The sequence below is a fragment of the Pontibacter beigongshangensis genome (assembly GCF_014332515.1).
GTDB classification, from domain to species: Bacteria; Bacteroidota; Bacteroidia; order Cytophagales; family Hymenobacteraceae; genus Pontibacter; species Pontibacter beigongshangensis.
The window spans coordinates 1-23,935 of sequence record NZ_VFSD01000032.1 but is presented as its reverse complement, the minus strand read 5'-3'; the positions used below and the strand labels follow the sequence as shown (position 1 = coordinate 23,935).

The following is a 23,935-nucleotide window of genomic DNA, read 5'->3' as shown; positions in this document are numbered from 1 at the left end:
AAATAAAAGAGGTGGGGCAGGTTTGCGTTATGAAAACCTGCCCCACCTCTTTTATTGGCTCAGCCTAATTTAACTTAGCCTCGCCTTAGCTGAAAATCTGATACGTGATAAAGGCCATCACGTAAGCCAGCCCAGTCATGTACACAAGCTGCGCCAGGGGCCAGGTCCAGCTTTTGGTTTCGCGGCGCACAATGGCAAGCGTACTGATGCACTGCATGGCAAGCATATAAAATACCATCAGCGAGAATGCCCGTGCCGGTGTAAAGAAAGGATCGCCGCTGGCGTCTTTTTCAGACATCAGCTTATTTTTGATGGTGCTTACGTTTTCTTCTTCGCCGATACTGTAGATCGTAGAAATAGTGCCTACAAATACCTCGCGTGCGGCAAAAGACGTGAGCAGCGCAATGCCAATTTTCCAGTCGTAGCCGAGGGGCCTGATAGCAGGCTCAATCACATGCCCAATTATACCAGCGTAAGATTCTTCCAGTTGCAGCGATGCAATAAGGTTATCGGTCTGCACTTCAGACAGGTTCATGCCCTGTGCCTGCTCCAGCGCCCGCTCCTCGGCTCTTTCAAAGCTGTCGCCGGGGCCATAGGAGGCCAGCACCCACAGCACAATCGATACGGCTACAATCACTTTACCGGCCTCCAGCACAAAGGTCTTTGCTTTCTCGAAGATCGTCAGTCCTACGTTCTTCCAGCGCGGCATTTTGTACACCGGGAACTCCATGATAAAGTAGCTGCGCTCACGGGCTTTCAGGAGCACCTTCAGCAATAAGGCAGAGAAAATAGCCGCCAGGAAACCGAGTACATACAGCCCCATCAGCACGATGCCCTGCAGGTTCAGAAAGCCGAAATAGTACTTTTCAGGCACCACCAGCGCAATCAACACCGTGTACACTGGTATGCGGGCCGAACAGCTCATAAGTGGTGTCACGAAGATCGTGATCATCCGGTCTTTCCAGTTCTCGATGGTGCGGGCCGACATAATAGCAGGCACCGCACAGGCCACACCTGAAATGAGCGGCACCACCGATTTACCGTTCAGGCCAAACTTGCGCATGATCTTGTCCATCATAAATGTGACACGCGCCATATAGCCTGTTTCTTCGAGCACCGCTATAAACGCAAAGAGCACGGCAATCTGCGGGATAAAGATCAGCACGCCGCCAAGGCCAGCAATCACCCCTTCTGTGAGCAGGTTCACCAGGGGTCCGTTGAAATTCTCCTGGATCAGGGAGTTCAGGCTGGCAATGCCTTCGTCTATCATATCCATCGGGTAGCTGGCCCACGTAAACACTGCCTGGAAGACCAGGAATAGAATCGCAAAAAAGATGAGGTAACCAAACACCTTATGCGTCAGGACCTGGTCGAGGCGGTTGCTGAACTTTTCGGCCTTGTCGGCTTTCTCCACGCGCACCACATCCAGCAGCAGCTCGTTTATGCGGGTGTAGCGGGCAATGGTTTCGCTGGCCTGCTGCGTGTTGGAGTGGAACCCCTCCTGCTCCAGCAGTTTATCTACCCAGGCCACGTCCGCCTCCGACAGAAATTTAAGGCTTTTGTACTGATGCGCGTAGTGCAGCGCCATGTATTCGTTCCGAAGCTCAAACCGCTCCTGTATAGGATTTATAACTGTTTTGAGCGCATCCGGAATGGCATAAAATGTTTCTCCGGAGGCCTGCAACTGCTGCGTCATAATAATTTTCAGAGCCGCCATGCCAATGCCGGTCCGGGCATTAACCGGCACCACGGGTACTCCCAGTTGCTCCTGCAGGACCTGCACGTCTACCTTTATTCCTTCCTGCTGCGCCACATCTACCATGTTCAGGGCCAGCACAGCCGGTATCTGCAGATCGGCCAGTTGCGTGAACAGCAAGAGGTTGCGCTTCAGGTTCGAGGCATCTGCGGTCACAATTACCAGATCGGGCTGGTGGCTGGAGCTTACATCGTAAAGCAAGTTGATCACGATGCGCTCGTCCAGCGACTTGGGGTAGAGGCTGTAGGTGCCGGGCAAATCTATGATCTGCGCCTTCTGCTTTGGCGATAGCTGGCAAATGCCTGTTTTCTTATCGACTGTAACACCCGGGAAATTGCCGACTTTCTGGTTCAGGCCGGTAAGCTGGTTAAAGAGCGATGTCTTGCCAGAGTTTGGGTTGCCGATCAGGGCCACCTTTGCCACTTGCAGGGTTGGTGTTACCTTTTCAGCCTGTAGTTCTTGTGCTTGGGTAGTTACCGCCATAAGGGTTAATTTTCTTTCAGCAAGATGGTTTCTGCCTCGTCCAGACGCAACGAGAGCGTATAATCATTTACAATAATCGTGATCGGGTCACCGAGTGGCGCTTTACTGTTCAGCTTCACGCTGGTGCCGGGCAGGCAGCCCATTTCGAGCAATTTCAGAGCCATCTCCGGATCTTTCAGGCCAATAATCTCCCCTGATTCCCCGATCTTCAGATCGCACACCGTTTTCTGTGCCTGCTGTTTTTGAGCTTTATGTTGCGCCACCACCTGCTTTATTTAGACTGTTTATAAACAACTGCAAGTTACAAGGCGTTCAGCTTTAAAGCAAAAGATTAAAATAAATGTAGCAACCGATGATGTAAAAACTAGATTTAAGACATACAGGCAGGCTATTTAGCGGCAGAAGCAGCAAACAAATATAAATTTTCCTATATTAAGCCCAACCTTAAGATAGGCAGCAGCAGGCGCATCAGCAGTTGAGTCTTAGTGCGGAAGGCGTTTTTCATTGGAAAAATTTAAGTGTATAACATATGTAGGGATGTCTATATTCTGCTATTCTAATACCTATAGGTTCCATCTGTCTTGGCTGCTGCTTGACTCGGTGCTCTGCTCCTGTTTTGTTGCATGTGATAGGCGCTGAGCGCTCACGGCTGGGGAAGGGGCCCTATATAAGCGAGGCCTCGTCCCTGGCCATCGGCGCTGTGTTCGCTCCTGCCAGGGGTGCAGGGGGCCCTTTTTGACTCGCTCCCTCTCAGGATGCCTGCGGCACCGGACCTCTCAAATAGAGGGCCCCTTCCCCCGGCGCCTCAAGCCAGGAACTGGGTTTGGTTCGATAGCCAAGTCCGATGCCGTGCAATTGCTTTTTGAAATTAATAATTACCATATGGCTATCCCTACATATGTTATGCACTCAAATTATTTGATTGCTGGTTGTTTAATAGCTTAATTGTTAGATTGTTGACCTGGAGATGTAAAGATGAAATAAGTTATTGGCTGCTTCATCTTTTCGTTTTTATTCTCGCTGCCTGGAGTCTTTCGCAGGGAGATGCAGACAAAAATCTTGTGTCCTGTGTCCTGCGTCTTATGTCTTAAACATTACTCCGCAAAAAACACCCGCTTTACCCGGGCGCTTACGTTTGTCAGCAGCTCGTAGGGTATGGTGCCGATTTTCTGCGCCAGCTCCACCAGCGTTAGTTGCGGGCCAAACACCATCACCCCGTCTCCGGCTTTCACCTCCAGCCCAGTTACGTCTACCATGCACATATCCATGCACACGTTGCCTATAATCGGAGCCCGTTTGCCATTTATGATCACTTCGCCCACGCCATTGCTGAAACGGCGGTCGTAGCCGTCGGCGTAGCCAATGGCTATGGTGGCAATGGTTTTGGCCTCAATAGCCACCCCTTTGCGGCTGTACCCCACGGTTTCGCCTTTGCCAATGCGCTTTACCTGCGATACCGTGGTTTTGAGCGTGCTCACCGACTGAAGCGCCTCCTGCTCTGCCCCTGTAGCCTCTACCCCATACAAGCCAATGCCTAGCCGCACCATGTCGAGCTGGTGCTCCGGAAAGCGCACAATGCCGGCTGAGTTGAGCACATGCCGGAGCACCTGGTAACCCAACCGCGCCTGCACCTGCTCCGATAGCTTTCGGAATGTAGTTATCTGCTGAGCTGAGAAATCGTTGTGCAGGGCCTCGTCTGCGCCGGCCAGGTGAGTGAAAATACTCATTACCTGCACCTGCGGGTGTTGCTCCAGAAGCCTGAAAAGCGACTCAAAATCTTCTTCAATAAAGCCAAGCCGGTGCATGCCGGTATCCAGCTTCAGGTGAATGCGGTCGGGGGCAGCTGCCGCAGAAGAGGAAAGCAGGAACTGCTCCAGCAACTCCAGCGAGTATATTTCCGGCTCCAGGTTGTACTGCCGCAGCTTGGCAAAACTGTCGGCCGATGGGTTCATGACCATGATCGGCAGCGTAATGCCATGCTCCCGCAGGCTCACCCCCTCGTCGGCGTAGGCCACCGCCAGGTAATCGACGTGGTGAAACTGCAGCAGGTTGGCCACTTCAAAACTGCCGCTGCCATAGGCGAAGGCCTTTACCATCACCATCAGTTTAGTGCCAGAGGCGAGCTTGGAGCGGTAGTAATTAAGGTTATGCACCAGCGCATCTAGGTTCACTTCCAGCACCGTGCCGTGCACCTTCTGCTGAAAAGCCTGTACAATTTTCTCGAAGCCAAACACTCGGGCTCCTTTTATCAGAATAACTTCGTTCCGGAAACTGTCCGCCTCAAACCTCTCCAGAAAAGCGGCTGTGCTGCTATAAAAGGTGCCGATGCCGCCAAAAGCTTCCGCATGTTTCTGCATGGTAGGCCCGACGCCGATCAGCCGCTCCACCTTTTTTACCTGCACCAGGGTGGCCACCTGCCGGTACAGCTCCTCCTCCTGCACCCCCGACTCCAGCAAATCGGAGAGAATTAGCGTGCGCCTGCCCCGCTGCGGCTGGCTCGCCAGCAGGTCCAGGGCGATGGCCAGGCCAGCCAGGTCGTTGTTGTATGTATCGTCTATAAGGTAGCAGCCGTTAATGGCCTCTTTCATTTCGAGGCGCATGGCCACGGGGTGCAGCTTGTCGAGCCGGTTCTGGATGTCGAAGAGCGGCAGGCCCCGGTGCAGCAGCACGGCCAGGCAATGCAGGGCGTTTTCTACGGAGGCCTCGTCCGTAAACGGAATCGCTAACCGCTGCTTCTGCCCCTGGCAGTTATACACCACAATGGTTTTGGCACCAGCCACGGTCGTGTCCGAAATTACCAGGTCGGCCTTTTTACTCGTTCTGGACCAGGTAAAGGACTTTATGCCGCTGGCTTGCACGGCCTGGTGCAGCAGTGGGTAATCGTCGCAATAAAACAGCAATTCCGCCTGTTTAAACAGCTTCAGTTTCTCTGCCACCTTCTGCTCCACAGACGTAAAGCCTTCGTTGTGGGCGCTGCCGATGTTCGTAAAAATGCCGATGCCGGGCCTGATGATCTGCTGCAGCTTCTCCATCTCGCCAGGTTGCGAAATGCCAGCCTCAAAAATAGCCAGCGTATGCTGTTCGTTCAGCTGCCACACCGACAGCGGCACCCCGATCTGGGAGTTGTAGCTGCGGGGGCTTTTCACCACCAGCTCATCGGGGCTGAGCAGCTGCGCCAGCCACTCCTTTACGATGGTTTTGCCGTTGCTGCCCGTAACTCCGATTACCGGCACCCGGAACTGCTGCCGGTGCCAGGCCGCCACCGCCTGCAAAGCCGCCAGGCTGCTTTTCACTTCCAGAAAGTTAGCTTCCGGATAATTTTTAAGTTGCGCCTGCACGCGCTGCTCCTCCACCACAAACTGCCGCACCCCCTGCGCATAGAGCTGCGAGGTAAACTTGTGCCCGTCGTTGTGCCTGCCGCTGATGGCAAAAAACACGGTGCCTGCCGGCTGCGAGAGCTTTCGGCTATCCGTGAGCAGGTCCAGCACGGGCCAATCGTTTATAAATTGCGCTATGTGGCCCTCCACCACAGAGGCAAGCATTTGAAAATGAAGCATACGCTGTAAGTTATCAGGCTGCAATTTACCTTTTTAGAAGCCAGAAGTCAGATTCCGGCAGACAGATTTTTTGTCTGAACCATGATTAGAAGGATTCTCCTGATTTCCTTGGTTTTTTGAATTATTTGAATGAAAATGCCCCTCCCGAGGCTTCCGCTGCTGTTGCTGCTTCTTTACACGCTTACCCTCAGGCATCGTACAAAAGAGAGTAAATATAACTTCAGAAAATAATATCTGCCACTGGCATGAGATAGTTAACGATACAGGACGTAATTTTGTACTCTTTTTTTATAACATGCCACCCATCCAAACAAAACCATATTATGCTGCCGGGCTGGCGGCCTTTATTATCTGGGGCTTTATTCCGATACCGCTCAAGGCCTTGGCCGAATACTCGAGTGCGCAGATCCTGTTTTACCGCATTGCCTTTTCGGTGCTGCTGCTGTTGCTGGTTTCGGGTATTTTCCGCCGGAAGGAGCTGCTGGCAACATGGCGGCAGGTAATAGCTTCCTCTGCTAAAGAGAAGCGTTCTTTTTTGCTTTACACGCTGCTTGGAGGACTTTTGCTTACTGTTAACTGGCTGGCTTTTATTTATGTGGTCAACCACATCAGCATACAGGTGGGCTCCTTTTCGTACCTGCTGTGCCCTATCCTCACGGCCATGCTGGGCTTTCTGCTCCTGAAGGAGAAGCTGCGCCTGAACCAGTGGCTGGCTATCGGTATAAGCGCTGTGAGCTGTGTCATGATCGGTAGCGGCGAGATGGTTAGTCTGCTTTTCAGCCTGCTGGTGGGACTCACGTATGCGCTGTACTTGATCACGCAACGCATCCTGAAGGGATATGACAAGATTGTGCTGCTCACCCTGCAACTGCTGCTCTCTTTTGCGCTCATTGCCCCCATGTATGCCTACCTCTCTGACACCGCAGCGGTGCCTGTTGATGCTCGTTTTTTTGGGGTAGTGGCCATTCTGAGCGCTGGCTTTACGGTGCTGCCGCTATTCCTGAACCTTTTCGCCCTGAAGGAGCTTACCTCAGGCACGGTCGGCATTATGATGTACATAAATCCGGTAATTAACTTTCTGGTGGCTTTTTTGTACTACAACGAGCAAACCACACTTGCCAAATCCGTAGCTTACCTGCTAATTTTTATATCCGTTATCATCTACAACCTGCACCTGAAAGGCAGAAAGAAAAGAGGCAATGGGCTTGTAATACCTGCTGTAGGCACAAACGCTGTGCTGAAGTGATAAAATAAAAAGGGAAGAAAACAGGAAGGCCTCACTCTGCTTAAGAGTAAGGCCTTCCTGCTTCTATAGGAAATTATACCTACTGTCCGCTACCGTCTATGCGACGTTCAGGGGTTGAAATACTTGGTTTCTGGTCCGGGTTTTGCTCCAACTGCCGTTGCTTATCTAACTCAATTCGGGCGCGCGCCGCCGAATCCTGGTTCGGGTTCATCTCGCCAAACCGGTTGGCTTGCTCGCCTGTTTTAGACGTATCGCCGATAGGGGCCGGACGCGGGTTGTTCAGGTTAGCGGCGCTGGGGTTTCCTTCTACAATAGCCTCTGCAGTGCCTGTGCTTGTATCCTTCTCCGTTACGGGCCTCTCCTGGCCACAGCTAAAACCTATTGCGGCTACAAATGCCACCAGAGCGCCTTTCTTAAATATATTCAATATCATGTTCATAGTCGTTAAATTTTATTCTTCTTATTTTTAACGACAATAGCGTATTTTGGTTTGAATGGCGGTTGGGTGTTGTTAGTTGTTGATAGTTAAATGGTTTAACTGCTAAATGGTTAAATCTCTTCATCCCAGATCAGCAGCCAGCAACAACAAACACTCAATCAAAACCCTATACCGATCATCAGGCCGGTGCGCGCTTTATTGCCTTCCTGGAACGAGGTCACGAAATCGACTCGTATAACTTTAAAAATGTGTTCTATTCCCAGCCCCAGTTCCAGGTAGTTGCCCGAGGCCACCGTGTTCAGGTAATTAAGGCTCACCACCTCCTGCCATTTCAGCTTGCGGAACAAGGGAATTTTGTTGAAGATAAAGCCATCGAAGTGGTGCTCAAAGTGGCCTTCGAGGTACTTGTTGCTGGTGCTGTAGCGGTAATAGTCGAGGAGCTGAAACCCGCTGTACACCCCTGCAAAAATAGTCCGGTTGCCGTTAAAGTGCTTAAAATCGATCAGCTGCATGTTTTCCTTGCCCCAGAACGTGCCTGCCGTTAGGCTGTAGTTGCTCGAGCCAAACAGCCCCAGGCTTAGGTTATCGTTGATCCGGAAAGCGGCGGTACTGTATCTCACATCGCCTCCCAGCGCTTTTATGCCGGTGCGGTAGCCAAAGCTGAGCCAGGGCCATTTAGACCCCAGGTTTATTTTCTGGTTGGGCCGCGAAATATAGCGCATGCCCGGTTTAAAGCCGGCGTTGAAAACAACAGTAAGGGCCTGGTGCGGCGAAAAAGCAGCATCGGCCAACTCGGCATTAAGGGGTACATTAGAGGTGAAGCGGCTGGAGCCGTCTTCGTTGGTGCTCTCCCTGAAACTGAAATCACTGGTATTTTGCAGCGGCACACGGTGCGCGTAATCCAACGACATGTTAATGCGCAGCCCGTTCAGCAACTCCGACCCATAACTAATGGTGGCAAAGTCGCGCTGGTAGAGTTTCATGTAGTTGCGCTGCCAGAACAGGGTGTAGAGCGTGTTTACGAAGGGCGAAATGGCATTGGTGTTGTTGATATCCTGCACATAGCGGCCTCCTTCCAGCGAAATCGCACTGTAGCGCACCGGGTCAAACCTGTAGTTCATCCGCAGCTTCGCGTTGAGCTTCTGGTTAGAGAAGCCATAGCGCACAGCGGGCTCTATGATATAGCGGCGCCGGTCTTCCATCCTTCTGGTGTAGGCCATCCGCACATCCGCCACCAGCCCCTCCACCGTATTAAACTGCAGAATGCTGGGCCCGCCTGTAACAGCTATTAACGGATCGAAATTGTATTCGATGCGCCGGTAGCTATTGGAGTATGTGTAGCCCCGCAGGAAAAGCTTGGCGAAAGAAAGCTCATTCCGAACACGGTCGAGCGAATCCTGGTAAGGCCTCGATTCTTTGATTACCTGCAGACTGTCTTTTACCTGGTAGTCCTGCTGCTCTTCTGTTGTGAGCGGTACCGGCCGCACAGAGACCCAGTAGTCGGCATCATGCTTGTTGGCATCACCCTCCACCACCAGCACCTCCTTGCTGAACAAGCCTTCTTCGTGGATAGGCTGCTGCTCCTGTGGGGAGGCTTGTTCGGGCTCCACCAGCACCACCTTCGGCTTTTGCTGCCGTCTGGCAGACTGCGTGGCAACGGCTGTTTCAGGCTCCGGCGGCACCTCTGCCAGCACGGGGGGCTTGCTGTAGGTAGGCTGCACCTTGTAATTGGAGTACACTCCCATGGCGTAACCGCTCCCCTTAAACCCCAGCCCCGAGGCCTCGAACGTGAACCGTTGCGAGACCGGCATCCAGACGTGCTCCTGCACCGGCGCGTACACCTGCCGCACCCGCAGGTAATCGATAAACTCTATTCCCGAATTCTTGGAAAGCCGCAGGTCGGTGCTATGGATGCGCCAGGTGCCATCCACAATATAGAGGCTGCCTGCAAACACCGGATCGTTGCGCCGCCGGGGCGTTACTTTTATTTTGTTGATGGTAAGCCCGTTCTCCTGAAAAGCGCCCAGGTATTCATATTGGTAGTAAAAAAGCGCATTGTTGGCCAGCGGCGACACAAAGCCCCGCTCGTTCAATCCTTCTACCCTTAGCAGGTTTTCGTAAAAGCTGATGTTCATCTCAGAGGCCTGGTTAAAGCTGAAGCCTTTTTTCTGGCCGCTCACCTTGCTGGAGATCATGCGCTCGTTTATCTTGTTGGGCTTCTTAAAATGCAGCTCCGACACCGACTCCGACAGGTACACAATGCCGGTATCTATATCTACCAGCTTCACGCCCAGAATTTTGGTGGGCACCTTCTCCATGCGGCCCATAGTTTTCATGTACACACGGGCACTCCAGGCATTGGTTTCGTTGAGGTGGTACTTGCGCAGCCGGATGGCGTTGCGCATGATCGGGTAGGCCGGGTCTTCGTCGGCAGCGCGCACCACCACCTCGTTCAGGCTCAGCACTTCCGGCTCCAGCTGCACGTTTAGCAGCTGCTTTTCGTCGGTGAGCGTAACCGTTTGCCGGCTGGCTTTGTAACCTACAAATTTATACTCGATGGTGTAGGTGCCGGGGCTAAGCTGCAGCTGGTAATCGCCGTTCTCGTTGGTGCCGGTACCGCTGGCCAGTTCGCGTATATAAATGCTGGCGTAGGGCAGGCCCTGACCCGATTCGTCGGTGACGCGCCCATGCAACACCGCAGCCAGGGAACTAAAAGGTAAGCTTAAAATAAATAGCAGTAAGCAAAGCGTACGCATGCAATCAGGTTTTGAATAAAGTAAAGATGGCAAGTTACGTAGCTAACGTAATTTTTAGGCCAGAATTGATAAATCTGTACTCTTAAACAGCTTAATTTGTTTACGGCAGGTTAGTTGCTTATTCTGAAGTACTGGCTATGAAGCATTGCCGGTCGGTTTTATAGGACGCAACAGGCTGGAGTTCCTAAATTATTCCAATTAAAAAGGCCCTCCGGAGACAGCTACTGCTGCTGCTGATCCGTTTTCCCGACAGATCTTATTCGAATTCATCGAAGGTAAAAAATGAACTTGGCAACAATAGGTCTGGAGGGCCTTTTTGATTGGAATAATTTCTTCCTGACTGCCATCTCGGCTCGCGCTCCTGAGAACTCTAATGTGGCGTGGCTTGTTTATATTTGGAGCATCAACAGCAACCCTGAGTTTGGAAAACGAGAACAGAAAGAAAAGCTATACCCCTAAGCAGGCCCTTTTAAAAGTAGCCTCTTATTGCGCCTACCAGGAGCGCACCCAGCAGGAAGTACGCACCAAGCTCTACAGCTACGGCCTCTCGCCCGATGAGGTGGAGGAACTGATCGTGCGGCTCAGCCAGGAGAAACTGCTCGATGAGGAGCGCTATGCGCAGGCATTCGTCAGAGGCAAGTATGGTCTGAAAAAGTGGGGCCGCCGCAAAATAATGCAGGGCCTGAAGGCAAAAGGCATCTCGGATTACTGCATTAAACAGGGGTTAAAAGAAATTGACCCGGAGCAGTACGAGCAGAACCTGCTGCACCTGCTGGAGAAGAAGAACAGCACCGAGAAGGAGAAGAACCCTTTTCTGCGCCGCCAGAAGCTGGCCTACTTTCTGATGAGCAAAGGCTATGAAAACGATTTGGTTAACGATGCGCTGAAGGGGCTGGAGTAGCTTTTTAAAAAGGATTGAGGCCACAAAGCTTTTTTCAGAAGGATATGGAGAGAGTTCTCCAAATCAAGTTTACTGCCTGCGGTTTTAAGATATGTACTCCTTAAGAAAAATCGTATATTGAGAAATATCAATTTATGGTTTCAGCTATATGGAGCCTACTGAAACTAACTTACCATGCCACTAAACACGCTTCTTTTTATCGGATTGGGAGGAAATGAGATACTTCTCCTATTATTCTTTCTGGGCATTCCGGCCATATTGTGGCTGTGGGCTCTCGTTGATTTGCTTAGGAGCGATTTTAAGAACAGCACGAACAAGCTGATATGGGTTATTCCCATCATCTTCTTGCCAGTTCTGGGAGCATTACTGTACCTTTTAATTGGAAGAGGACAAAAAGTGACCACCGATATCAAATAAGCTTTTCGTATTGAGCCATAGGCTGCGGCTGCGGGAGGCTTACCTCTTTGGTGGAGCCTGCGGATTCTGGATGGTTCGCTGTGGCACCAGCACCACCTTGCGGCCCGTTATTTCTTCCAGAATAGGCTTCAGCACTTTCTCGGCGTTTACTTTTGTCTGCTGCAAGATGCCTGAATTCAGCGCTGCCTGTTTAACATTCTTCTCGGCGTAGCGGTAGCTTTCCTGCACCAGCTCGGCATCCTGAAAATAGGTATATTCCTTCGAGAAGACTTTGGTTTTGGAGTGGTCTATTTTATAGTAGCAGATCTCGGGGGCAGGCAAGGCCACCTGCACCAGCGAATCGCCCAGAAACTGGATGTCCTCGGGGCGCAACTTTGTAAAATCAACGCAACCTACCGCCTCACCGGCCACGATCAGCACGACCTTCGAGTTAGGCACCCAGCTCGAAGTGTTCTTTTCGTACTCCACCACGTCTTTAAAATTGAAGCGCACCAGTTCCATCCGACCCAACTCCTCTACCGTAGTCAGGATGGTGTGGTGGTTCACGATCACGTCCGGCTTTTTCACCTCTTCCTTTGTTCCGAAAAAGGAAAAATCCCGCAAGCTAACCCAGGCAAAGTAGACAAGCGCACCCATCAGGAGCCAGGGAAGAAGCTTAAGAAATAGTCTGAAAAGAGGCATTTTTTCCTGTTCGGTTTGAGTTCTGCTTTTGTATCTACAACTATTATGCTACATTTAATAGTTCATACCTCCAGCCCCAGTCGCTCTCTGAAACCTGCATTTCCCTGTAAGCCACCGGTGTGCACGGCTATAATTCTGGCACCTTCAGGAAAGAAGCCTTTCGCTACCAGATCAAAGACTCCGAACATCATTTTACCGGTGTACACTGGCTCCAATGTCACTTGGTGCCGCTCTCTGAACTGCTGCATAAAAGTAAGCAGCTCTGGTTTTACTTTCGCGTAGCCGCCAAAATGGTAATTTGTAATCAGTTCCCAATTATCGAAATGCCTGCCGCTGTAGTTTTGGAGCAGTTGCTCAATTTCCGGCCTCAAAAAAGCACCTCCTTTTAACGCCGGGAACCCCAGCACCTGCTTCTCCCCTTTCAGTCCGGCTATAATACCGGCCAGGGTGCCGCCTGTGCCGCTGGCGCAGCAAATGTAGTCGTATTTCATGTCGATGTCAGTCACGATCTCGGTGCAGCCTTTCACGGCCAGCATGTTCGTGCCTCCTTCAGGCAGAATGAAGGGTTCCTGAAACTGCCCGGACAGCTGCTGCAAAAAGTCAGGCGCATCCTTCTGCCGGTAAACCTCCCGCGACAGATAGTGCAATTCCATGCCTTTAGATATGGCAAAACGCAGCGTAGGGTTCAGCGGCAGGTGCTCTTCTCCCCGTATCATGCCAATGGTTCTGAATCCGAATTCCTCGCCCGCCGCCGCCACGGCAGCTATGTGGTTGGAGTAGGCCCCTCCGAAGGTGAGTAAGGTACTTTTCTGTTGCCGCTTCGCCTCCTGCAGATTATACTTCAGCTTACGCCATTTATTGCCCGGGAGGGCGGGGTGCAGCAAGTCTTCGCGCTTAACCCAAAGCTCCACATTCTGCTGGTCGAGCAGGGGGTGTCGTAGCTGTTGAAGGGGAGCTGGCATTGAAATTTATTTATTCCGTCAACACCAGGCGTTTTATAATGGCTTTCTCTTTGGATTGAATGTTCAGGAAATAAACACCGCCTGGCAGACTGGAGGTATCTAACTGTACCCCTGCCTGCACCTCTGCCACTGTTACTTCCCTAGAAAGCACCTGCCGGCCCTTAGAATCGTGCAGCACCAGCTTTACAGCTCCCACCAAAGCCCCTGTTCCTGTAAATAACAGATGAACATCGCCCTGGCTTGGATTAGGATACACCAGCACTTCCAATCCTGCCTGCAGTTCTTTGCCTGTACTTAAGGAGCTACCTTCGTCACCAAATAATCTTGCTATTCGTGTTCTTGGAATTTGATTATAAGTGGTAAACCATCCTCCCGCCACTATTTTGCCGTCAGGCTGCAGGACAACAGACCGGACCTCACTATTAAAACCAGTCCCCGGATTAAAGGAGGCGTCGAGGGTGCCATCAGCGTTGAGGCGGGTAATAGAATAGCTTGGCACTGTACCCGTGTTGAGGCTAAAAGTTCCCGCCACCACTATTTTACCGTTTGGCTGCAGAGCAATAGAATAAACAGTTCCGTTAGAACCTCCGGGTTTGAATTCGGGGTTAAAGGATGTGTCGAGCGTACCGTCGGCGTTGAGGCGGGCAACTCTGTTTCGCTCTGTACCGTCAGAGGAAGTAAACCTTCCCCCTACCACTATTTTGCCGTCGGACTGCAAGGCGATAAAGTGAATAGGTCCATCAAAACCTGTTTCAATAAAAGAGGTGTCGAGCGTGCCGTCAGCGTGGAGGCGGACAACTATATCGCGCCATGTACCGTCAGAGGAAGTTATCCTTCTCCCCAGTACTATTTTGCCGTCGGGCTGCGCGGCAATAGCATTAAAACTTGTTCCCGGGTTAAAGGAGTCGTCGAGGGTGCCATCGGTGTTGAGACGGGCAATCCCGTTGCGCCCTATACCGTTAAAGGAGTCAAAGGAGCCACCCACTACTACTTTGCCGTTAGGCTGCAGGGTAAGAGATTGCACTGCCGTATTAAAGCCTGCTCCTGTGTTGAAGGAGTTATCCAAGGAGCCGTCGGCATTGAGGCGGACAATCCTGTTCTGTTCTGTACCGTTAAAGGATGTAAACCATCCCCCCACCACTATTTTGCCATCAGACTGCAGGGCGAGAGCGTAAACCCGAATAGGCCAATCATCACTGTTAAAACCTGTTCCGGGGTCAAAGGAGGCATCGAGCGTGCCGTCGGCGTGGAGGCGGGCAATCCTGCTGCGAGGTGTACCATTATAGTGAGTAAAGTCTCCCCCTACCACTATTTTGCCATCAGGCTGCAGAACGATAGACCGAACAAGATCATTAAAACCTTTTCCGATAAAGGAACCGTCGACTGTGCCGTCGCCGTTGAGGCGGGCAATTTTGCTATAACGTGTACCGTTATAGGAGCTAAAGTCTCCCCCCGCCACTATTTTGCCGTCAGACTGCAGGGCGACAGAATAAACTGGAAAATTAAAACCTGTTCCCTGACCTGGGTTATAGGGGGTGAAGCCTTTCCCCGGGTTAAAAGAGGCGTCGTTTGTGCCGTCGGCATTAAGGCGGGCAATATAGTTGCACCACCTACTGTTATGGGCAGTAAATTCTCCTCCCACCACTATTTTGCCGTCAGGCTGTAGGGCAACAGACCGAACAGTATTATTAAAACTGCCAAATGTTCCTCCGGAGTCAAAGGAGGAATCAAGCGTACCGTCGGCATTCAAACGGGTAATCATAGAGATTCTTGTTCCATTATGGAAGAGAAGAAGGGATCCCCCAATTACTACTTTGCCGTCAGGCTGCAGGGCAATGGAATAAATAGGTCCGATCAAATTTGTTGGGGTGTCAAAGGAGGTATCTAGTGTACCATCTGCGTTAAGGCGGGCAATGTCATATCGTTTTATACCGTTATCGTAGCTAAAGCTTCCTCCCACCATTATTTTACCGTCAGGCTGCAAGGCGAGAGATTGAACAGAGCTGCTGGCGCTTCCGGTAAAGCCTGCCCCTGGATTGAAGGAGGCGTCGAGGGTACCGTCGGCGTTGAGGCGGGCAATTCTGTTACGATCTATGCCATTGAAAGAGGTAAAATTTCCACCCACTACTATTTTACCGTCAGGCTGCAAGGCGAGAGATTGAACAGAGCTGTTGGCGCTTCCGGCAAAGCCTGCCCCTGGATTAAAGGAGGCGTCGAGGGTACCGTCGGCGTTGAGGCGGGCAATTCTGTTACGATCTATGCCATTGAAAGAGGTGAAATTTCCACCCACTACTATTTTACCGTCAGGCTGCAGGGCGAGAGATCGCACTGCCGTATTAAAGCCTGCTCCTGTGTTGAAGGAGTTATCCAGGGAGCCGTCGGCATTGAGGCGGGCAATTCTGTTACCCCCTCCAACAAGGGAGTTAAAGTTTCCTCCCACCACTATTTTGCTGTCAGCCTGCAGGGCGACAGTATAAACAGTACTATTAAAACCTGCCGCAACTACAGCATCTGCCGTATTAAAGCTAGCATCGTTGGAGCCTGGTAAATTCTGTGCCTGGGCAACAGAAAATGCACCTGCTACCACCAAAACAGCAGCTACATTTTTGAGCAAAAGTTTACCCATTCTTGTCTTAAAGACAGACGCACAGGTATATTTTGCCAGTCCTGCTCTTACTACAAACCCTTCAAGGATTTTAAGAATACGCTTAACTAGTAATTGTCTTTTCATATACAATGATAACCCTATAATTGATAATGCTTATCTTCCTGCCATCGGACCTCCCTCAGCAGCCCCAGCAAAAGCTGAGGCTCCGGTAGTAATATCCGGCGAGGAGCATTTTAAATTATTCTAATGAAAATGCCCTTCCAGAGGCTCTGATGCTGTTGTGGCTCTTGCCCCGGACGCTCGAAGCAACAGTGTCATTCTTATCTTATTACACTAACTCTTTAGGCTCCACCGGTTTCACCTTAGGCCTGCTTCTGACACCGTAAATGGCAGCGCTTACCAGTATCAGCAGCAACAGGAACGACGAAATCAGCGAAACTGTATTTCCTACTTCATAAGACATTGGAGCAAACCGAAATTCTATAACGTGCTTTCCGGCCGGCACCGGCATGGCCCGCAGAATATAGTTCGCCCTTACATGCTCTACAGGCTCTCCGTCCAGATAGGCTTGCCAGCCATCGGCATAGTATATCTCTGAAAACACGACAAAGCCGTCCTGCGCTGCATTGGCTTCGTACTTCAGGTAGTCTGGTTCGTATTGCGTGAGTTTAATGGAGGAGCCTCCTGAGTTGAAGGTGGTGTCTGTCACCTCAAATTTCGACACATCGATCACAGCTGTTGTGCTTGCATCCAGGTCGGTCAGCGACGCGATCTCTTCATCGGGGCTGTCTACTTTCTGTATCTGCTCTACAAACCAGGCATTGCCCAGGGCTCCCGGCAGGCGCTGCACCGGCTGCTGCTCATTGCCCGTAATAACGTAGCGCGTGTTGAGCATGCGGAGTACATCCAGGTTGTTCTTTGCGATATGATGATCTATCACATCCTGGTAGCGGCGCATCTTTGCTCCGTGGTACCCACCCACCGATTTATGGAACCAGGAGGTACGGGCATCGTTAAAGGGGTTCGGCAGGTAATACACCCGGTAATGCAGGTCCTTGTCCTGCAGAATCATCTGGTCGGCACGCGTAGGCTGAAAGTAATTCTCGACAGCCTGCTCCTTAAAATCACCTTCGTTCAGGTAGCGTTTGTCTACTGCCCACAGGTCAACGAGTATCAGCACGCCCACGCCTGCTATGGCAAGTGTAGCAGAAAGTTTATTTTTCAGGTAGAAGTACAACAAGCCTGCCGCCAGCACAATGAAGACCAGCGACCGGAAAGCGTCGCTGCGCATCAGCGCTTCGCGGTCGGTACGGATGGCATCTACAGGATACTGCGCCTGCAGTAGTTGCTGGTCTACGCTTGCCGTAAAGCTAAAGGTGCCGGCCAGCAGCCATACCAGCAGGCAAATTCCGGCTGTAATGCCGCCGGCGTACAACACTTTTTTATCCAGATCCGGAACAATTCCTTTGTCGCGGAACAGCTTGTAGAGGGCCAGCATGCCCAGCAGCGGCATCGCGATCTGAGCAATTACCAATGCCGACGAAACCGCCCGGAACTTATTGTAGCCCGGAAAATAATCGAACATGAAGTAGTTGAAGGCCTCGAAGTTTTTGCCCCAGGCCAGCATAAAGGAAAGCAGCGTGGCCACCAGCAGCCACACGCGGGTGCGGGTGTTTACAATGAACAGCCCCAGCACAAACAGGAAACAGATGATGGCCCCCACATATACCGGTCCGCTGGTCATAGGCTGTGCGCCCCAGTACATCGGCATGCCCTGCTGCACGATCTGCTCGGCTTGCCCTGGTGGCACGCCCATACTGGTAAACGCTTTGTAGGTTTCGGAGTCGGAGTCGAGGGGGGCGCTGCTGCTGCCACCGTAGAAGTTAGGGATCAGCAGGGTCATGGTTTCGCTCACGCCATAACTCCAGTTAAACGCATACTCACGGTCGAGGCCGCTGGAAGTCTTGTCGCCACTGTTGGCTACCGACAATTCTGATTTGCCCCGGATGCTGTGCTTGCTGTATTCGGCCGTGGTATACAGCCTTCCGAAGTTTACGCCCACGGCCAGCAGTGTGGCCACGCCTAGCACCAGGCCCCGCTTTACGAGGTCCACTATCGTACCGTTTTTAATGGCATACACGATTTCCACGACTATAAACACCAGCACCATCAGCAGCATGTAGTAGGTCATCTGCAGGTGATTGAAGTGGATGTTGAGCGTAAGACCAAGCGCAAAAACAGCTGTACCGATCCAGAGGTTGCGGCGCAGCGCGTACAGCATGCCACCCAGCACCATCGGGATGTAGGCGATGGTCAGGGATTTGGTGTTATGCCCGGCTTCGAGGATAATGATGTTGTAAGAAGTGAACGCAAAGGCAATAGCCCCCACCACCGACAGCCACACGTTGAGCCCCAGCATGACCATGAGTATGTAGGCGCAGAGCAGCGTAATGAAGAGGTTGGCTGCCATAGCCGGCATATCGAACGTGAGCACTTTATGAATGTAGCCGGAGAGATCGCCGGTGTAGTGCGTGTTGATGAGGTAAGAAGGCATGCCCCCGAACATAGAGTTTGTCCAGAGGGTTTCCTCGCCGGTTTCGGCCCGGTAATCCTGTATTTCCTTGGAACCGCCCTTCGACATCAGGATGTCGTGCTGCGCGACGCTTTTATCGTCGAACAGGACGGGCGAGAAATAGACCGCTGTTAAAATAAAGAAAATAAGGATAGCGATGGCATGCGGCAACACATCGCGCTTAAAATTTAGAGAAGCAATCATATCGTTCAGAAACCTCGAAAATAGAGGTTGAAAGATAGGATTTTATTTTACTTCTTCATAATCTACGTACTGCCCGCCATCAAAACCCTTCTTTTGCTGGTTCTCCGGAATGTAGTCTATTTTAACGTTGCTTTCCGTCCTGGCCTGGCCATTTTGCTGCCCGTTCTGTGGGCGCGGTGGCTGCTGTGTATTGGTGTAGAAGAAGGTGCCATTGCGCATCTGTTTTTTCACGAAAGCCTGCAGCAACCAACGGAACAGCACAGGCGCCACCAGCCTGATGAAGAAAATAATAAGAAGTGTAACGAATATGAATTTGATCATGATATAACCTAATGAGCAGCTCCTGGCAAAACAGCCACTGCCTATGTTTCAAAAAATTTTGTACCTGACAAAAATTGCCAGCCTTACCTGCAAAGACTCGCAGCCTGGCACTTTAGTTATACAACTCTCTTGCCAAAACGTTATTGCCTGCCATTTCGACGGAAGAAAACTTTTCATAAAGATACAGCTGTATTTATAAAGGACTTCTGTAAATGTAAAGTTCCATCTGGCAGGCACAGGCTAAGCGGCAACAAAAAAGCTCCCGCCTGGTGAAGTTGGGAGCTTTAAGATGATCGGTAGTTGTTGATTGGGTGCTGCAATGAGTTTGTAGTCTCGTGAAATTTAGCCTGCTGGAATGGAGGCACAGGCTGCAAGCCCGCGCCAGCGGTAAAGGTCTTAGGGACCAGTAGCAGCTTTCCCAGACTAAACACTCGCAGGAGCTGCGCACGCTGCGAGGTTTGTGGCACACCGGATTATTTGAATGAAAATGCCCCTCCGAAGGCTCTGCTGCTCTTGCTGCTGCCTAATAGCAATTACCCAAAAAGGCGCAGTTAAAAACACCTGTTACTACTGTCGCCCCTTCCCAAAGCTTGCCTGCACACCGAGAGACGGGATGAGGGTAAGACCGGAGTAGCTGTGTTGTTTGCCTTCCAGCATCTGGTAAGTACCGTAATTCTGGTAGTAGATAGTCAGCGCCGGAAGCACGTATACATACTTGAAGCCTAACTTGGCGTTCAGGAACATCCCAAAGGAAGGGAAGCTGTTCTTACCCGAAAAGGCCGGCACTTCTACCGCATTGCTACCCACTTTCCTGTACACACCGCTCGGGTCGAAGCCGTATTGGATAAACGTGTGGTTGTACACCACGCCAAACGACACATTGCCTTTTTCTTCTTCGGGTCCAAAGGATTTGCTGAATATGAGCGGGATCGTCAGGTCGCGGCGCTTGGCCGTGAACTGCAGGAGCGGCTGCAGCTTGTCCAGGAAAATAGCATCGAGCAGGCCTGCGCTTTGCCCGGCATACTGCAAACCAAAGCTGCCATACCACCTATTCTCACTCCCCCTGCCCGGATTATCGATGGTGCCGGTGGAGCCCATAAACTGGTACATGGCATCGAACACATGCACGCCAGAGGCATATTTGTAACCTACATCCACACGCTCCACTACCCCGTAGCGCAGGTAAAAATCAAAGGTGGGGCCTACCGGGTCCAGCGCATACGCCATCGTGGCTTTGGTGGCAACATCAAGCTGGTTGTCGTAGAAAACGGAGTCTCTGCTGCGGATGGCGTCTACGGCGGCCTCGGTTATGTCTTTGAGCTGGCTAATGGGCTCAGTGGCAATATTGCCGCCAAAGTTGATGCCCGCCTTAAACTGGCCGGGAGCCGTTACCTTGCCTGAGTTGATAACCGATCGGGGGGCTGTGCAGCCAACGGCTAAACTTACAAGCACGAGCAGGCATGCTTTAGAAAAAAGAGCTTTTGTAAAGCGCATGTTTAAATTCTGAATAAAATATAAAAAATGGGTAACGGGAGAGACTGCTTCACAAAACGCAAAGCTGCCAACCGGCAGCAGGCAAATACGTGTAGCATTGCCATGCCTTCCGAAAAAATATTAAAACAGGGATAAAAGTAGAGAAAGCCTACGCAAGAGACAAGCCGCCAACCGGAAATTATATAAAGTTCGACCTCATAGTTTATCCGTTTATATATACTTTTGATTTCCAAGAGACTTCCAAGCTTCTATAAGCAAGCTTAAACATAATGGCGCGCTCCTGGCGGGGCGCTCGCCTATTGTATTCCAATAAAACAAATTTTACCCTAAAACAAACCTAGCAAGTCCGGTGCAGCAGGAAGACCAGGAATTTATCAGGAGAATCAGGAATGGAGAAGAGGCTGCTTTTGAGCTGTTGTTCCATCGTTACTACCCTGTCCTGTGCCTGTTGCCCAAAAATTTCTCGGCGATTTAGACAAAGCGCGTGAAGTGGTGCAGGATGTGTTCGTGCGGTTGTATGAGCAGCGTGAGGAACTACCAGCAATTGCCGCTCTCAAATCTTACCTCTACAAATCGGTGCACCACGCCTGCCTGAACCTGATCAAACAAACAGCTGTGCACCACAGCCATCAGCAACAGCTCCTGTACGAATCCTCCACTTTTGAGAATTCTGACGCGCTGCAGCAGGCCGAACTGGAGGCACGGCTGGGGCAGGCCATCCAACAGCTGCCGGAGCAATGCCGCAGGATTTTCGAGATGAACCGCTTCGATGGGAAAAAGAACAGGGAGATTACCGAAGAACTGCAGCTTTCGGTGCGGACGGTGGAAACACAGATCAGCAAAGCCTTGAAAATACTGCGCCGCCATTTGGCCGATCTGTTTCTCCTGCTCCTGCTGCTTGTTTAGATGCTTCTGCTGCGTCAAATTAGAAAGTTGCTATTTCTGCGTGCTCCGCTCCTGCTGGCGCAGCAGGCCTTGCTTCAAAAGCAGGTGGAGCTGGACAAAACGGCTGGCACTGTGCAGGAGCTGCTGCAGGAACTGAGCCGGAAAGGCAGTTTCACCTTTTCGTATGGCAACAACATCGGGTTGCAAAGGCAGGTGACGCTACAGCATAAAAGCCAAACCGTAGAGGCGCATCTGCAGGAGCTGTTTGCAGGGCAGCAGGTGGCATACCTCCTGCGGGAAAATAAAATTATTTTGTATGTGCCTGCCAAAAGCCAAACAAACAACCCTGTGCCACAGAAGGTTACCGTGAGCGGTTATGTAACAGACAAAGCCACCGGCGAAACCCTGATTGGAGCCACCGTACAGGCACCTGCCTCCCGGAGCGGCGTGGTCAGCAACCAGTACGGCTTCTACAGCCTTACTTTGCCAGCAGGAGAAACCACCTTACAGGTTAGCTACATCGGCTACCAGAGCCAGACATTGTCGTTACACCTGCAGCGCGACACCACGCTCGCGCTTCCTTTAACAGCTGCCAGCACGACCATGAATGCGGTAACGGTAACAGCCCCGGGCCAGCAACAGCTGGCACCGGCCGGGCTGCTCAGCATGCCGGTGGAGCGGCTCCAACGTGTGCCAACACTACTCGGTGAGCCGGACCTTATAAAGGCGCTGGCCCTTACACCAGGCGTTACCACCGGCAACGAAGGCACCACCGGGCTGCTGGTACGTGGCGGCACCCAGGACCAGAACCTGATTCTGCTGGACGAAGCCACTGTATACAATGCCGCCCATCTATTCGGGTTTGTATCTATCTTCAACTCAGATGCGCTGAAGAAGGTGGACATGTACAAAGGTGGTTTCCCGGCCAGGTTTGGCGGAAGACTATCATCGGTGCTGGACATTACGATGAAGGAAGGCAACAACCAGGAGCTGAAGGGGGAGGCGAGCATTGGCCTTATCAGCTCACGTTTTAACCTGGAAGGTCCGATTGGCAGCGATAGGACTTCCTTTATGTTTTCGGGCCGCGCCTCTTACCTGAGCCTGCTGCTATTGCCGCGTTACTTCGATTTTAAGAGAAAAAGCACCGCCTCCTACTACAACTACCACCTCTACGACCTCAACGGCAAGGTAAACCACCAGTTCAAAGACGGGAGTCGGCTTTTCCTGAGCATTTACAACGGCACCGACTTCTGGAACGCGCAGGAGAAGAACTCCGATGAACTGACAAAGCTGCAGCTTGGCTGGGGCAACACCACCGCCACCGCCCGTTACAGCCGGGTGCTTCACCCAAAATTGTTTTACCGCTCGGTGCTCACACATTCGCAGTACCGCTACCACCTTACCGGCGAAAACAGGTTTCAGGAAAGCGAAAGCAACCAGATCACCAGTACCTACGCGACCCAATCTACGGTGCGCGACTGGACCTGGCGCAACGGCATCGACTATTTTCCGGGAGCCAACCACCAGGTGAAGCTCGGCTCTGAAATCACGAACCATGTTTTTCAGCCAGGCGCCATCCGCACCAACAGCGCCTTAGATACCGACACACTACAAAGGGCGAACCAGCAGATCGGGGCCTGGGAATATGTTTTGTATGCCGAAGACGAAGCCCTGCCGCTCCCCTGACTCAAGTTCAACGGTGGCCTCAGGGCTTCGGCTTTCCGGGAGGAAGGCCGCACCTACACCTCGCTGGAGCCGCGGCTTTCGGTTAACTTTCTGCTGCCACACGAATTTGCGCTCAAAACATCTTACTCGCAAATGCGGCAGTACATCCACCTGCTCACCAGCAGCGGCATCGGCCTGCCCAACGACATCTGGGTGCCTGCCACACGCAAGGTGGCGCCGCAGTTCGCCAGCCAGGTGAGCTTCGGCATCAGCAAAACTTTGCCTAAGCTGCAGACGGAGCTGAGCCTGGAGGCCTACCACAAAAGCATGACGAACCTGATCGACTACCGCCAGGGCTACAACTTTTTGTACAGCGCCTACACCAACAACTGGCAGAACAACATTGAGATAAATGGTAAAGGTGAAGCCTACGGCCTGGAGTTTTTCGCTAACCGCACCGAAGGCCGCTTTACCGGCTGGCTCTCCTACACGCTGGCCTGGAACAAGCGCCGGTTCAGCAACATAAATGAAGGCAACTGGTACGTAGCCAACTTCGACCGCCGCCATGTCGCCTCTATAACAGGCAACTACAAATTATCTGCTGCCTGGAGCCTCTCCTCCACCTTTGTGTACATGACGGGTCAGCCAGCTACGCTGCCGGTAGGGGTGCAGGAAGATGTAAACGGGAACAAGGTGATGATCTACACCGGCCGGAACAATGCCCGCATGCCAGCTTACCACCGCCTGGACCTGGGCGCCAGCTACACCCTCACCACCAGCCGCAACCGCACGGCCACCTGGAACTTCGGAGTCTACAACGCCTACAACCGCATCAACCCGTTTTACCTCGATTTCAAAAATACTTATACCACCACACAGGATAGGCGGGAGTTTACTGGCAGAAAGCTCGTGATGCGCTCGCTGTTCCCGCTGCTGCCTTCTGTGAGCTACACCCTCCGGTTTTAGGCTACGCCAAGTTAAAAATTCG

Annotated in this window: 17 protein-coding genes; 6 read left to right on the top strand and 11 right to left on the bottom strand. The window is 51.8% G+C overall.

From position 1 onward, the window contains the following. Nucleotides 1–85: 85 nt before the first annotated feature. The 3 genes from feoB to FJM74_RS20710 all read right to left on the bottom strand — a co-directional run bounded on the left by feoB (nucleotide 86) and on the right by FJM74_RS20710 (nucleotide 5,796). Complete coding sequence (feoB, locus tag FJM74_RS20720; RefSeq protein WP_187264558.1) at nucleotides 86–2,239, bottom strand: ferrous iron transport protein B; 2,154 nt, start codon at nucleotides 2,237–2,239, stop codon at nucleotides 86–88. Nucleotides 2,240–2,244: 5 nt separating this feature from the next. Then, on the bottom strand, nucleotides 2,245–2,502 hold the full coding sequence (locus FJM74_RS20715) for a FeoA family protein (RefSeq protein ID WP_187264557.1): 258 nt from the start codon (nucleotides 2,500–2,502) through the stop codon (nucleotides 2,245–2,247). Nucleotides 2,503–3,333: 831 nt separating this feature from the next. Further along, nucleotides 3,334–5,796, bottom strand: coding sequence for a bifunctional UDP-N-acetylmuramoyl-tripeptide:D-alanyl-D-alanine ligase/alanine racemase (locus FJM74_RS20710; protein ID WP_187264556.1), 2,463 nt, complete (start codon nucleotides 5,794–5,796; stop codon nucleotides 3,334–3,336). 295 nt (nucleotides 5,797–6,091) lie between these two features. Here FJM74_RS20710 and FJM74_RS20705 point away from each other — a divergent pair, with 295 nt between their 5' ends. Further along, nucleotides 6,092–7,042 carry an EamA family transporter gene (locus FJM74_RS20705; protein ID WP_187264555.1) on the top strand — a complete coding sequence of 317 codons (951 nt, stop codon included), beginning with the start codon at nucleotides 6,092–6,094 and terminating at the stop codon, nucleotides 7,040–7,042. Between the two features lie 79 nt (nucleotides 7,043–7,121). Here the strand turns inward: FJM74_RS20705 and FJM74_RS20700 are convergent, their stop codons facing one another. Both FJM74_RS20700 and FJM74_RS20695 read right to left on the bottom strand, forming a co-directional pair. Continuing rightward, nucleotides 7,122–7,475 (bottom strand): hypothetical protein, encoded by a 354-nt coding sequence (locus FJM74_RS20700; RefSeq protein ID WP_241739277.1) that lies wholly within the window; start codon nucleotides 7,473–7,475, stop codon nucleotides 7,122–7,124. Nucleotides 7,476–7,639: 164 nt separating this feature from the next. Next, entirely contained in the window at nucleotides 7,640–10,237 is a 2,598-nt protein-coding gene (locus FJM74_RS20695) for a DUF5686 and carboxypeptidase regulatory-like domain-containing protein (RefSeq protein WP_187264553.1), read from the bottom strand. Between the two features lie 421 nt (nucleotides 10,238–10,658). Between FJM74_RS20695 and FJM74_RS20690 the strand changes: the two genes are divergently transcribed. Both FJM74_RS20690 and FJM74_RS20685 read left to right on the top strand, forming a co-directional pair. Then, a complete protein-coding gene (locus tag FJM74_RS20690) occupies nucleotides 10,659–11,138 on the top strand; it encodes a regulatory protein RecX (RefSeq protein ID WP_187264552.1) in 480 nt (159 codons plus the stop codon). Between the two features lie 174 nt (nucleotides 11,139–11,312). After that, nucleotides 11,313–11,555 (top strand): PLD nuclease N-terminal domain-containing protein, encoded by a 243-nt coding sequence (locus FJM74_RS20685; protein ID WP_187264551.1) that lies wholly within the window; start codon nucleotides 11,313–11,315, stop codon nucleotides 11,553–11,555. Nucleotides 11,556–11,594: 39 nt separating this feature from the next. On the opposite strand, the gene FJM74_RS20680 is transcribed toward FJM74_RS20685, so the two are convergent. The 6 genes from FJM74_RS20680 to FJM74_RS20655 form a co-directional block, all read right to left on the bottom strand. Continuing rightward, nucleotides 11,595–12,236: a DUF4230 domain-containing protein gene (locus FJM74_RS20680; RefSeq protein WP_187264550.1), complete on the bottom strand. Its 642-nt coding sequence runs from the start codon at nucleotides 12,234–12,236 to the stop codon at nucleotides 11,595–11,597. A gap of 62 nt (nucleotides 12,237–12,298) precedes the next feature. Continuing rightward, complete coding sequence (locus FJM74_RS20675; protein WP_187264549.1) at nucleotides 12,299–13,198, bottom strand: 1-aminocyclopropane-1-carboxylate deaminase/D-cysteine desulfhydrase; 900 nt, start codon at nucleotides 13,196–13,198, stop codon at nucleotides 12,299–12,301. Between the two features lie 10 nt (nucleotides 13,199–13,208). Beyond that, nucleotides 13,209–15,824 (bottom strand): T9SS type A sorting domain-containing protein, encoded by a 2,616-nt coding sequence (locus FJM74_RS20670; RefSeq protein WP_187264548.1) that lies wholly within the window; start codon nucleotides 15,822–15,824, stop codon nucleotides 13,209–13,211. A gap of 310 nt (nucleotides 15,825–16,134) precedes the next feature. Further along, nucleotides 16,135–18,582 (bottom strand): YfhO family protein, encoded by a 2,448-nt coding sequence (locus FJM74_RS20665; RefSeq protein ID WP_187264547.1) that lies wholly within the window; start codon nucleotides 18,580–18,582, stop codon nucleotides 16,135–16,137. 42 nt (nucleotides 18,583–18,624) lie between these two features. Further along, on the bottom strand, nucleotides 18,625–18,903 hold the full coding sequence (locus tag FJM74_RS20660; RefSeq protein WP_187264546.1) for a DUF4834 family protein: 279 nt from the start codon (nucleotides 18,901–18,903) through the stop codon (nucleotides 18,625–18,627). Nucleotides 18,904–19,470: 567 nt separating this feature from the next. Further along, complete coding sequence (locus FJM74_RS20655) at nucleotides 19,471–20,355, bottom strand: hypothetical protein (RefSeq protein ID WP_187264545.1); 885 nt, start codon at nucleotides 20,353–20,355, stop codon at nucleotides 19,471–19,473. Nucleotides 20,356–20,838: 483 nt separating this feature from the next. Between FJM74_RS20655 and FJM74_RS20650 the strand changes: the two genes are divergently transcribed. The 3 genes from FJM74_RS20650 (at nucleotide 20,839) to FJM74_RS20640 (ending at nucleotide 23,913) form a co-directional block, all read left to right on the top strand. After that, nucleotides 20,839–21,303: an RNA polymerase sigma-70 factor gene (locus FJM74_RS20650; RefSeq protein ID WP_187264544.1), complete on the top strand. Its 465-nt coding sequence runs from the start codon at nucleotides 20,839–20,841 to the stop codon at nucleotides 21,301–21,303. 27 nt (nucleotides 21,304–21,330) lie between these two features. Next, nucleotides 21,331–22,968: a TonB-dependent receptor gene (locus FJM74_RS20645; RefSeq protein WP_187264543.1), complete on the top strand. Its 1,638-nt coding sequence runs from the start codon at nucleotides 21,331–21,333 to the stop codon at nucleotides 22,966–22,968. Nucleotides 22,969–23,100: 132 nt separating this feature from the next. Continuing rightward, a complete protein-coding gene (locus FJM74_RS20640) occupies nucleotides 23,101–23,913 on the top strand; it encodes a TonB-dependent receptor (RefSeq protein WP_187264542.1) in 813 nt (270 codons plus the stop codon). Nucleotides 23,914–23,935: the final 22 nt, after the last annotated feature.